Annotated in this window: 10 protein-coding genes; 8 read left to right on the top strand and 2 right to left on the bottom strand. The window is 68.1% G+C overall.

What is annotated here, in order from left to right; translation table 11 throughout:
* Positions 1 to 37 precede the first annotated feature (37 nt).
* A complete protein-coding gene (gene aceE / locus AOK01_RS38000; protein WP_055519879.1) occupies positions 38 to 2,785 on the bottom strand; it encodes a pyruvate dehydrogenase (acetyl-transferring), homodimeric type in 2,748 nt (915 codons plus the stop codon).
* Positions 2,786 to 3,304: 519 nt separating this feature from the next.
* On the opposite strand from aceE, the gene AOK01_RS37995 reads away from it, so the two are divergent.
* The 6 genes from AOK01_RS37995 to AOK01_RS37970 all read left to right on the top strand — a co-directional run bounded on the left by AOK01_RS37995 (position 3,305) and on the right by AOK01_RS37970 (position 8,197).
* On the top strand, positions 3,305 to 3,742 hold the full coding sequence (locus AOK01_RS37995) for a DUF3052 domain-containing protein (protein WP_055519877.1): 438 nt from the start codon (positions 3,305 to 3,307) through the stop codon (positions 3,740 to 3,742).
* A gap of 192 nt (positions 3,743 to 3,934) precedes the next feature.
* Complete coding sequence (locus AOK01_RS37990; RefSeq protein ID WP_055519875.1) at positions 3,935 to 4,402, top strand: peroxiredoxin; 468 nt, start codon at positions 3,935 to 3,937, stop codon at positions 4,400 to 4,402.
* Between the two features lie 162 nt (positions 4,403 to 4,564).
* Positions 4,565 to 5,140 carry a TerD family protein gene (locus tag AOK01_RS37985; RefSeq protein WP_055519882.1) on the top strand — a complete coding sequence of 192 codons (576 nt, stop codon included), beginning with the start codon at positions 4,565 to 4,567 and terminating at the stop codon, positions 5,138 to 5,140.
* Between the two features lie 133 nt (positions 5,141 to 5,273).
* Positions 5,274 to 5,849, top strand: a complete 576-nt coding sequence (locus AOK01_RS37980) for a TerD family protein (RefSeq protein WP_055519873.1) — start codon at positions 5,274 to 5,276, stop codon at positions 5,847 to 5,849.
* A 287-nt stretch (positions 5,850 to 6,136) separates the two neighbouring features.
* Positions 6,137 to 7,285: a DUF475 domain-containing protein gene (locus tag AOK01_RS37975; RefSeq protein WP_055519871.1), complete on the top strand. Its 1,149-nt coding sequence runs from the start codon at positions 6,137 to 6,139 to the stop codon at positions 7,283 to 7,285.
* A 174-nt stretch (positions 7,286 to 7,459) separates the two neighbouring features.
* Entirely contained in the window at positions 7,460 to 8,197 is a 738-nt protein-coding gene (locus tag AOK01_RS37970) for a TerD family protein (protein ID WP_055519869.1), read from the top strand.
* A 166-nt stretch (positions 8,198 to 8,363) separates the two neighbouring features.
* On the opposite strand, the gene AOK01_RS37965 is transcribed toward AOK01_RS37970, so the two are convergent.
* Positions 8,364 to 9,287, bottom strand: a complete 924-nt coding sequence (locus tag AOK01_RS37965) for a TerD family protein (RefSeq protein WP_055519867.1) — start codon at positions 9,285 to 9,287, stop codon at positions 8,364 to 8,366.
* 166 nt (positions 9,288 to 9,453) lie between these two features.
* Between AOK01_RS37965 and AOK01_RS37960 the strand changes: the two genes are divergently transcribed.
* Positions 9,454 to 10,620, top strand: coding sequence for an HpcH/HpaI aldolase/citrate lyase family protein (locus AOK01_RS37960; RefSeq protein ID WP_055519865.1), 1,167 nt, complete (start codon positions 9,454 to 9,456; stop codon positions 10,618 to 10,620).
* Between the two features lie 13 nt (positions 10,621 to 10,633).
* Positions 10,634 to 11,835, top strand: a 1,202-nt coding sequence (locus tag AOK01_RS37955) for a phosphoribosyltransferase domain-containing protein (protein WP_213862207.1), incomplete at its 3' end; no start/stop codon positions are given.

Here is an 11,835-nt window from a genome sequence, read left to right as displayed (position 1 = left end):
CCCAAATCGCACCCCACGCGGAGCGCAACGCGGAGCGCTACGCATCTCCCCCCGCGGCTCCAGGCTCCGCCGCCCCCACATCAAGCAACTGATACCGATCGACCGCCTGCTTCAGCACGGACCGGTCGACCTTCCCCTCCCGCGCCAGCTCCGTCAGCACCCCCACCACGATCGACTGCGCGTCGATGTGGAAGAACCGCCGAGCGGCCCCGCGCGTGTCGGCGAAGCCGAACCCGTCCGCCCCGAGCGACTGGTAAGTCCCCGGTACCCACCGCGAGATCTGGTCCGGCACCGACCGCATCCAGTCGGAGACGGCCACGAAAGGCCCCTCGGCCCCCGACAGCTTCCGCGTCACATAGGGAACCCGCTGCTCCTCCTCCGGATGCAGCAGATTGTGCCGCTCCACCTCCACGGCCTCGCGCCGCAGCTCGTTCCACGAGGTCGCCGACCAGACATCGGCCCGTACGTTCCAGTCCTCCGCGAGGATCCGCTGCGCCTCGACCGCCCACGGCACCGCGACCCCGGACGCCATGATCTGCGCCGGGACCGAACCCGACGTGCCCGCCGCGAAGCGGTGGATGCCCGCGAGGATGCCCTCGACGTCGACGTCCGCCGGCTCGGCGGGATGCCGGATCGGCTCGTTGTATACGGTGAGGTAGTAGAAGACGTCCTCGCCGTGCGGGTACTCCTCGGACGAGCCGTACATCCGCCGCAGCCCGTCCTGCACGATGTGCGCGATCTCGAACCCGTACGCCGGGTCGTACGCGACACAGGCCGGGTTCGTCGAGGCGAGCAACTGCGAGTGCCCGTCCGCGTGCTGCAGACCCTCACCCGTCAGCGTCGTACGCCCAGCGGTCGCCCCCAGTACGAAACCGCGCGCCATCTGGTCGGCCATCTGCCAGAACTGGTCACCGGTGCGCTGGAAACCGAACATCGAGTAGAAGACGTACACCGGGATGAGCGGCTCACCGTGCGTGGCGTAGGCAGAGCCGGCCGCGATCAGGGAGGCTGTACAGCCCGCCTCGGAGATGCCGTCGTGCAGCATCTGCCCGGTCGGCGACTCCTTGTACGCGAGAAGCAGCTCCCGGTCGACGGACTCGTACTGCTGCCCGAGCGGGTTGTAGATCTTCGCGCTCGGGAAGAACGAGTCCATGCCGAAGGTGCGGTACTCATCGGGCGCGATCAGTACGAACCGCCTGCCGATCTCCTTGTCCCGCATGAGGTCCTTGAGCAGCCGTACGAACGCCATGGTCGTGGCGATCGACTGCTGACCCGAACCCTTCTTCACACTCGCGTACGTCTTGTCCTCGGGCAGCGCGAGCGGCTTCGAGCGCACCACACGCGTCGGCACGTATCCACCGCAGCCCTTGCGGCGGTCGTGCATGTACTGGATCTCCTCCGAGTCCCGGCCCGGGTGGTAGTACGGCGGCGCGCCGGACTCCAGCTCCTTGTCGGAGATCGGCAGGTGCAGCCGGTCGCGGAAGCCCTTGAGGTCGGCGACCGTCAGCTTCTTCATCTGGTGCGTGGCGTTGCGGCCCTCGAAGTTCGGGCCCAGCGTCCAGCCCTTGACCGTCTGCGCGAGTATCACCGTCGGCTGGCCGGTGTGCGCCTTGGCCGCCGCGTACGCCGCGTAGACCTTCTTGTGGTCGTGACCGCCGCGTCCCAGGTGCAGGATCTGGTCGTCGGTCATGTTCTCGACCATGCCCCGCAGCCGGTGGTCTCCGCCGAAGAAGTGCTCGCGGATGTACGAGCCGGTCTCCGTGGCGTACGTCTGGAACTGGCCGTCGGGCGTGGTGTTCAGCTTGTTGACCAGCACGCCGTCGCGGTCCTGCGCGAGCAGCGGGTCCCAACTGCGGTCCCAGACGAGCTTGATGACGTTCCAGCCGGCGCCGCGGAACTGCGACTCCAGCTCCTGGATGATCTTTCCGTTGCCGCGCACGGGTCCGTCGAGGCGCTGGAGGTTGCAGTTGACGACGAACGTCAGGTTGTCCAGGCCCTCGCGCGCGGCGATGGACAGCTGCCCGAGCGACTCCGGCTCGTCCATCTCGCCGTCGCCGAGAAACGCCCAGACGTGCGACTTGGAGGTGTCCGCGATGCCGCGCGCCTCCATGTAGCGGTTCATCCGCGCCTGGAAGATCGCGCCGAGCGGACCCAGGCCCATGGAGACGGTCGGGAACTCCCAGAAGTCCGGCATCGACCGTGGGTGCGGGTACGAGGACAGCGCGTGCGGAGCCTTCGACTTCTCCTGCCGGAAGCCGTCCAGCTGCCGCTCGTCGAGGCGGTCCAGGAGGAAGGCGCGGGCGTAGATACCGGGGGAGGCGTGCCCCTGGAAGAAGATCTGGTCGCCGCCGTCGCCCTCGTCCTTGCCGCGGAAGAAGTGGTTGAAGCCCACGTCGTAGAGTGAGGCGGAGGACGCGAAGGTGGCGATGTGGCCGCCGACACCGATACCGGGGCGCTGGGCCCTGGACACCATCACGGCCGCGTTCCAGCGGGTCGCGTTCAGGATCTTGCGCTCGATCTCCTCGTTGCCGGGGAAGAACGGCTCGTCCTTGGTGGCGATGGTGTTGATGTAGTCGGTGCTGCGCATCTCGGGCACGGCCACGCGCTTCTCGCGGGCCCGTTCGATCAGCCGCAGCATGAGATAGCGGGCCCGTTCCCGGCCGCGCTGGTCGACAGCGGCGTCGAGGGAGTCGAGCCACTCCTGGGTCTCTTCGGGATCGAAGTCAGGGACCTGACTCGGAAGGCCGCCAATGATGATCGGGTTGCGATCGGGTCCGGAAGCCACGCTGTTCCTTCGCTCTCGGGGGCCGCTTCTTCTCAGTTTCTACTCGGTTCTTTCTTCGGTTTTTCTCTGGTTTCCTGGGCATCTGCACCAAGTCCGCACCGTCCCCCATCGTGTACCTCGGGAACGGAAACGTCATCTGTACCGAGAGGTAACCGTCACGTTCGTCACGTTCTCCGAAGGGCGGGTCCGGCAAATGGCAACGATACGCCCGACCTGTGACACGTACCGCAAAGGCATTCGAGTCTCGTACCCTCGTAGGGTTCCGAAATTCGCAAACCGGGCAGATTGCTGTGGTGTGTGTCACCTATGGCTGTGATTCCCTGACTGGAGTTGCGGCGACACGGCCCGGATCGTCACCGTTTCGGCGGTCTCGACGGCCGGGTACTTGCGCGATCCGTCCCGCCCGTGTGGACTACGGCCCATGCCGCGCGCACGCGCGTGGCCTCAAGCCTCCCCGAGGGCCCGGCTTCTACCGGGCAGGGGAGGACCCCATTACCGAACATGATCAGGAGGCAACCCGTGAGCGCGACCGCGGACCACGCGGAGGAGCGGACGAGCCTGGCCGCCAGGCTGGGATTCCAGCCCGAGCAGGTGGTCCAGGAGATCGGCTTCGACGACGACGTCGACCAGGAGCTTCGCTCGGCCATTGAAGAAGTAATCGGCAGCGAGCTCATGGACGAGGAGTACGACGACGTCGCCGACGCCGTGGTGCTCTGGTTCCGAGACGACGACGGCGACCTGACGGATGCGCTGGTGGACGCCACCACGTACGTCGAAGAGGGCGGCGCCGTCCTGCTGCTGACGCCGAAGACCGGCCGAGACGGTTATGTGGAGCCCAGTGACATCGCCGAAGCTGTGACGACCGCGGGTCTGTCCCAGACCAAGGGGATCAGCGTGGGGAAGGACTGGAGCGGCACGAAACTGGCGACGCCGAAGACGGCCGCCAAGAAGCGCTGAGGCGCAGCCGAGGCCAGGAGGCCCCCGCCGACATCCGTGACGCCACCAGCGTCACATCCGTCGGCGGGGGCCTCGTCCGTGTGCGGGTCCGTTGTGGCTGGGCGCGCAGTTCCCCGCGCCCCTTATGGGGCGTCCGGGAGTGCTGCGTAGGGTGATGTCACCCGAACAGCCTGATGGAAGGGATACGCAGCCATGGCGATCGAGGTCGGCGACAAGGCCCCGGACTTCGAGCTCAAGGACAACCACGGCGCCACCGTGAGGCTCTCCGACTTTCGTGGTGCCGGCGGCGCGAAGAACGTGGTGCTGCTCTTCTACCCCTTCGCCTTCACCGGCGTGTGCACCGGCGAACTGTGCGAGCTGCGCGACAACCTGCCGCGGTTCGCGGACCGCGACACCCAGCTCCTCGCCGTCTCGAACGACTCGATCCACACCCTGCGCGTCTTCGCCGAGCAGGAGAGCCTGGAGTACCCGCTGCTGTCGGACTTCTGGCCGCACGGCGAGGTCTCGCGCGCGTACGGCGTCTTCGCCGAGGACAAGGGCTGCGCGGTGCGCGGCACCTTCGTCATCGACAAGGAGGGCGTCGTCCGCTGGACCGTCGTCAACGCCCTGCCGGACGCGCGGGACCTGGAGTCGTACGTACGGGCGCTCGACGCGCTCTGAGCCGGGCAGCCGCGGCGGCCCGCCAGGCCGTGACGCCGACACTTCGGGATTCTTCGTACCCAGGGCCTGCGGTGTCGGGGAACCCCTCACTAGGATCGACACGTTGATCCGATACCAACGCACTTCGGGGCTTCCCGCCCCCGGACACCAATGGGAGGACTCGTGGGAGTCAGCCTCAGCAAGGGCGGCAACGTATCGCTGTCGAAGGAGGCCCCGGGCCTGACCGCGGTCATCATCGGTCTGGGGTGGGACATCCGCACCACCACCGGCACCGACTTCGACCTCGACGCCAGCGCCATCCTCACGAACACGGACGGCAAGGTCAGCAGTGACGCCAACTTCGTGTTCTTCAACAACCTGAAGAGCCCGGACGGCTCGGTCGAGCACACCGGTGACAACACCACCGGTGAGGGCGAGGGCGACGACGAGCAGATCAAGGTCAACCTCGCCGGCGTCCCGGCCGAGATCGAGAAGATCGTCTTCCCGGTCTCGATCTACGACGCGGAGAACCGCCAGCAGTCGTTCGGCCAGGTGCGCAACGCGTTCATCCGCGTGGTGAACCAGGCCGGCGGAGCGGAGATCGCCCGGTACGACCTCTCCGAGGACGCCTCGACGGAGACCGCGATGGTCTTCGGCGAGCTGTACCGGCACGGCGCGGAGTGGAAGTTCCGCGCCATCGGCCAGGGGTACGCCTCGGGCCTGCGCGGCATCGCGCAGGACTTCGGCGTCAACGTCTGAGCCCCAGGGCCTGTCCGGGGCCGCGTGCCCGGCCCCGAACCGCTCCACCACTTCCCGTCCGGCGTCGCACACTCCAGGTGCGGCGCCGGACGTGCAGTACAACCCAATGGCTTCAGCGGGGAGGATCAGGAACATGGGTGTCACGCTCGCCAAGGGGGGCAATGTCTCCCTCTCCAAGGCCGCACCGAACCTCACGCAGGTGTTGATCGGGCTCGGCTGGGACGCGCGCTCCACCACCGGAGCCGACTTCGACCTCGATGCCAGCGCGCTGCTGTGCAACGCGGGCCGGGTGCTCGGCGACGAGTGGTTCATCTTCTACAACCAGCTCAAGAGCCCGGACGGCTCGGTCGAGCACACCGGCGACAACCTCACGGGTGAGGGCGAGGGCGACGACGAGTCGATCCTGATCGACCTCTCCAAGGTGCCGGCCAACGTGGACAAGATCGTCTTCCCGGTCTCCATCCACGACGCCGACAACCGCAACCAGACCTTCGGCCAGGTGAGCAACGCGTTCATCCGGGTCGTCAACCAGGCCGACGGCCAGGAGCTCGCCCGCTACGACCTCTCCGAGGACGCCTCCACGGAGACCGCGATGATCTTCGGCGAGGTCTACCGCTACGGCGGCGAGTGGAAGTTCCGAGCGGTGGGCCAGGGGTACGCGTCCGGTCTGCGCGGCATCGCCCTGGACTTCGGAGTCAACGTTTCGTAAAGCCGAGTATGCGGAAAGCGACCCCTGCGTCCGCAAGTGACCCCTGTGTCCGCAGGGTCGGCCGTGGTGTCTCGAAAGTGAGGTGTCCCAAGTGGCTGAAGGTGTGTCACCTGGGTCCGGACCCTCTGGACCTGCGAATCTCCCGGGGGAAGGGCCCGGCCCACTCCTCCTCGAAGACTGCCCTCTAGACTTCGAGGTCAACGTTTCGTAAAGCCGGGTACGGCGGGGGGTAAACCCCCTCCGGACTTCGTCCGGGGGTAGCCCCCCAACTCACGATTGGGTAGCCAGTGGTTCTGAAAACCTTCGGCTGGTCGTTCGCGGTCACCGCGCTCGGCCTGGTCGCAGCGGTGTTGATCGACGGATGGACAGCGTTCGGGATCGTGCTGATCCTGTCCATCCTCGAAATCTCGCTGTCCTTCGACAACGCGGTGGTCAACGCCGGAATCCTGAAGAAGATGAGCGCCTTCTGGCAGAGGATCTTCCTCACCGTCGGCATCCTCATCGCCGTGTTCGGAATGCGGCTCGTCTTCCCCGTCGTGATCGTCGCGATCAGCGCGTCGCTCGGCCCCATCGAGGCGGTCGACCTGGCGCTGAACGACGCCGACCGATACCAGGAACTGGTCACCGACGCCCACCCGTCGATCGCCGCCTTCGGTGGCATGTTCCTGTTGATGATCTTCCTCGACTTCATCTTCGAGGACCGGGACATCAAGTGGCTCGGCTGGATCGAGCGCCCGCTCGCCAAGCTCGGCAAGGTCGACATGCTGTCGGCCTGCATCGCGCTCATCGTGCTGCTGATCACCGCGCTGTTCCTCTCTCCGCACGCCCACCTGCACGCGGGGTCCGCCGACAAGACGGAGACGGTGCTGCTCTCCGGCGTCGCCGGCCTCATCACGTACCTGGTCGTCGGCGGGCTCTCCGGATTCTTCGAGAACCGTCTTGAGGAAGCCGAGGAGCGCGAGCACGAGGAAGAGGAGGAGGCCAAGCGCGAGGGCAAGCAGGTCTCCGCGAAGGCCCTCGTCGGCAAGGCCGCGTTCTTCATGTTCCTCTACCTGGAGGTCCTGGACGCGTCCTTCTCCTTCGACGGCGTGATCGGCGCCTTCGCCATCACCAACGACATCGTCCTGATGGCGCTGGGCCTGGGCATCGGCGCGATGTACGTCCGGTCGCTCACCGTCTACCTGGTCCGCCAGGGCACCCTCGACGACTACGTCTACCTGGAGCACGGCGCCCACTACGCCATCGGCGCCCTCGCCGCGATCCTCCTCGTGACCATCCGCTTCGAGGTCAACGAGATCGTCACCGGCCTCGTCGGCGTCGTCCTGATCGCCTGGTCCTTCTGGTCCTCCGTGCGCCGCAACAGGGCACTGGCGGCCGCGGAGGGAAAAGCTGACCCCTCGGCGGACGACAAGACAGAGGTCTCGTCCGGGGTGTGACAGCGGGCCTGTTGAGGAACGCTCTGTGAGGGGCGGCCGTCGAGGACTCCTCGACGGCCGCCCCTGGGCGTATCCGTATCGGTCACGTCGGTCACGTCAGTCGCATCAGTCGTATCGGTCGTATCGGTCCCCGACGCCTCGTCGGGGTGGGCAGAGAAAAGCGTGGGGGCGGGAATGCGTTTCTGGGAAAACCTGTGGCGCGGCCGGTCGACGCAGTTCGACTCGGGCAGCGCGGCGACCAATGCCATCGAACTGACCAAGCGGAACCACACGATCTCACTCTCCAAGCAGGGCGCGGCCACCGGCAACCTGCGCGTCAACCTGTCCTGGCGGATGCGCACCTCCGACATCGGCGGGCGCCAGCGGGACAGCCTGCTGCGCCACCCCTTCAAGGCGCTGAAACCGGAAGTGGTGCAGGCGCACACCCAGAGCATGGTCAACGTCGACCTCGACCTGGGCTGCATGTACGAACTCGCCGACGGCACCAAGGGCGTCGTCCAGCCCCTGGGCGGCTTCCTCGGCGACCTGAACGGCGCGCCGTACGTGAAGCTCAGCGGCGACGACCGCTTCGGCTCGGGATCGGGCGAGACGCTCTTCGTCAACCTCGACCACCGCGAGGAGATCAAGCGGCTCCTGATCTTCGTCTACATCTACGACCAGACGCCCGCCTTCGATCGTACGCACGCCATCGTGACCCTGTACCCGAGCAACGGACCCCGGATCGAGATAGGCCTCGACGAGCGCCACTCACAGGCCAGGTCCTGCGCGGTGGTCATGATCGAGAACATCAAGAACGAACTCGTGGTGCGCCGCGAGGTGAAGTTCGTCTACGGCTTCCAGGCGGAACTCGACCGCCTCTACGGCTGGGGGCTGCAATGGGGCCGCGGCTACAAGACAAAGGCAGACCGCTAGCCGACCGACCGTCTTGGGGCCGCGGGGGCTTGTCTGGGGGCGCGGGGAACTGCGCGCCCGGCCACGGACGGTCCGCGGTCGGTTGTCAGGGGCGCGGGGAACTGCGCGCCCAGCCACGGACGGCCCGCGGCCAGGCCACTACCCCCAGTGGCTCGGCCGGCAGGCCTCAGCGGGCGATGAACTGCGGACCCTGAGGCGGCAGCCGGAAGTCCGGGTCCAGCGGCGTACCCACCGGCTGGGGATAGCCGTACCCGGACTGGGCGGTCGCCGCGGCGGGCCGGACCGGCGCCGTCTGCGGGTAGCCGTAGGCGGGCTGGCTGGTGGGCTGCGGATAGCCGTACGCGGGCTGGGTCGCGGGCGGCTGCTGCCGGGTGGGCTCCGGACCGGGAGCGGCCGGGGGATACCCGTACGCCGGCCCGCCCGGCTGCTGAGGCACCGGCTGAGGCACCTGTCGGGGCACCTGCTGGGTGGTCCGCTCGGGCGGCAGCGGCTGCGACCCGCCCTGCCCGGCGGACGCCGAACCCTCCTCGGCGTCGGACTCGTTCACCATGATGCCGAAGTCGGACGCCAGACCCTCCAGACCGTTCGAGTAGCCCTCGCCGAGCGCCCGGAACTTCCAGCCCTCGCCGCGCCGGTACAGCTCACCGCAGATCAGCGCGGTCTCCTCGCCGGTCTCCGGCTTGATGTCGAAGTACGCCAGCGGCTCGGCGCCCCCGGCCGAGGCGTCGAACAGCAGAATCCGCAGCGCGGGTACCCTGTCGAAGGTGACGCCGTCGGCGGAAGCGACAAGGAGAATCCGCCCCACACCCTTGTCGACGCCCGCCAGATCCGACTGAATCGAGTCGGTGAGCCCCTCGGCAAGGCCGTCGTTCACGCGCTTCTTGCCGAGTCGCCAGACCTTGCCCGAAGGATGCCGGGGCTCGTTGTAGAAGACGAAGTCCTCGTCGGACCGTACGCGGTCGTCGGCGCCCAGGAGCAGTGCGGAGGCATCCACGTCCGGAACGCCCCGCCCCGGCGTCCAGCGCAGCACGGCGCGCACCGCGGTGGCGTCCAGCGGGACGTTCGATCCCTTCAACATGGCGTGCGTCATGCGGTCATCCTGCCTTCTCGGACCTGGTCACGACAACGCGGACGGCACAATGGTGTTTGTCCGCGTTACCTGAATTTCATGCCTGATGGGAACCTTGGACACGCATCCCTACGTACTATTACCGGCCACATATCGTCAGACCACTTAGCCACCTCGGGGGAGAGACATGCGTCATTTCGGGCAAATAGCCCCTGAGGTGCGGGAGCGCCTCTTCTTCCAGGAGCCGTGTCACTTCACCGCGGACTCCTCGCCCCGGGTGCTCGCCGCCGCGCTCGGCGCCACCCTCTACTCTCCCGCGACCAGGCAGAAGCTCGCCGACGACGTCGTGAAGCAGACCGGCCAGGGCGTCGTCTCGATGGTCGTGTGCCTGGAGGACTCGATCGGCGACGCGGACGTCACCGAGGCCGAGGAGAACCTCGTACGGCAATTCGGCATCCTGGCCGAACGCTGCCCCGAGACCGAACTGCCCCTGCTCTTCATCCGGGTCAGAGCGCCCGAGCAGATCCCCGACCTCGTCCGCCGGCTCGGCGCGTCCGTGCGGCTCCTGTCCGGATTCGTACTGCCGAAGTTCACCGAGGAGCGGGGGATCCCGTTCCTGGAGGCGCTCACCGAGGCCGAGGGCGCGAGCGAGCGGCGGCTGTTCGCGATGCCCGTCCTGGAGTCGCCTGAACTGCTGTACCGCGAGTCCAGGGTGGAGACCCTCGCCGGCATCTTCCGGGCCGTCGACAAGTACCGCGACCGCGTGCTCGCCCTGCGGCTCGGCGTCACCGACTTCTGCTCGGTGTACGGGCTGCGCAGGGCGCCCGACATGACCGCGTACGACGTGCAGATAGTGGCCTCCGTGATCGCGGACGTGGTCAATGTGCTCGGGCGCGCCGACGGCACCGGGTTCACGGTGACCGGGCCCGTGTGGGAGTACTTCCGCGTCCAGGAACGCATGTTCAAGCCGCAGCTGCGCAGCAGCCCCTTCAGCCCGGAGGCCCAGGGCCTGCGCGCCGCGCTGATCGAGCACGACATGGACGGCCTGCTGCGGGAGATCTCCCTCGACCGTGCCAACGGGCTGCAGGGCAAGACCTGTATACATCCCTCGCACGTACTGCCCGTGCACGCCCTGTCCGTCGTCAGCCACGAGGAGTTCAGCGACGCCCAGGACATACTGCGGCCCGAGCTGGGCGGCGGAGGCGTACTGCGGTCCGCGTACACGAACAAGATGAACGAGGTGAAGCCGCACCGCGCCTGGGCGGAGCGCACGCTCCAGCGCGCCGAGGTCTTCGGCGTCACCAACGAGGACATCGGCTTCGTGGAACTGCTCGCCGCCGGAATCCCCGGCTGACATCAAGGAATCCATGAAAAAGGCTGTGAACGACGGGTCCGGGGTCTGGTCCGCGACGGGCTTCTGCCCCGGAACCAGGACCGGAACCAGGACCGGAACCAGGACCGGAACCCGGGCCGGAGCCGGGTCCGGGGCCCCCTCCGGTGCGGGGCGCCCGGCCGAAGCGCACGGCGGACCTGTGGGTGAGGCCTCGGTCTGGTCCGGGAGCTGGGTCGCCGGGCGGCTCGGGGTCGAACTCGTCGGGGACGAAGGGCTCGGAGAGCTGCTGGGGCTCGCGCTCCGGCGCAACCCCAGGCGCGCCCACCTGCTCGTGTCGAACGTGCTCGGCAAGCACGTACCACAGTCACCCGCTGTCGTGTACGGGTACGGGTTCGCGCTCGGGCTGCGCGTGCGCGACCTGCTCGGTGAGGACCAGGCCCGCCGTGCCGTCGTCCTCGGGTACGCGGAGACGGCCACCGGGCTCGGCCACTCGGTCGCGGACGGCGTGGGCCTCGCCCCTTGCCTCCACTCGACCCGCCGCCCGGTCGAGGGCGTCGCGCGGGCGGGCGGCTTCGAGGAGGCCCACTCGCACGCCACCTCGCACCTGCTGCTCCCGGAGAACCCCGGCCTGCTGGCCGGCGACGGCCCCCTCGTCCTCGTGGACGACGAGTTCTCCACCGGCAACACGATCCTCAACACCATCCGTGACCTCCACGAACGCTATCCGCGCGGCCGGTACGTCATCGTGGCCCTGGTCGACATGCGCTCGGCCGCGGACCTCGGACGCCTGGCGGACTTCGCCCACGAGATCGACGCGACCGTGGACCTGGTGACGGCCGCCTCCGGCACCGTACGGCTGCCCGACGGCGTACTGGAGAAGGGGCAGGCACTGGTAGCCGAGCAGGAGCAGAAGCAAGCGCAGAAACAAGCGCAGAAACAAGAGCACGAGAGCGCGGCGGCGATCCCAGCGATCTCAGCGAGCGCAGCGATTCCAGCGCCCCGCCCGGAGCCCGGCACCGTCGCCCGCGTGGACCTCGGCTGGCCGGAGGGCCTGGCCGACGGTGGACGGCACGGCTTCACGCCCGAGCACCGCACCCGCCTGGAGGCCGCCCTGCCCGCCATGGCGGCCCGCGTGGCCGAGGCGCTGCCCGCCGACTCCGACTCCCCCTCTGACTCCGCCCGCGGCCGCGGCCGCGTTCTCGTACTCGGCTTCGAAGAGCTGATGTACGCGCCGCT

It is taken from the genome of Streptomyces aurantiacus (genome assembly GCF_001418335.1).
Classification (GTDB): domain Bacteria; phylum Actinomycetota; class Actinomycetes; order Streptomycetales; family Streptomycetaceae; genus Streptomyces; species Streptomyces aurantiacus.
The sequence above is the reverse complement of the archived record's forward strand: the minus strand, read 5'-3'. Positions and strand labels throughout refer to the sequence as shown.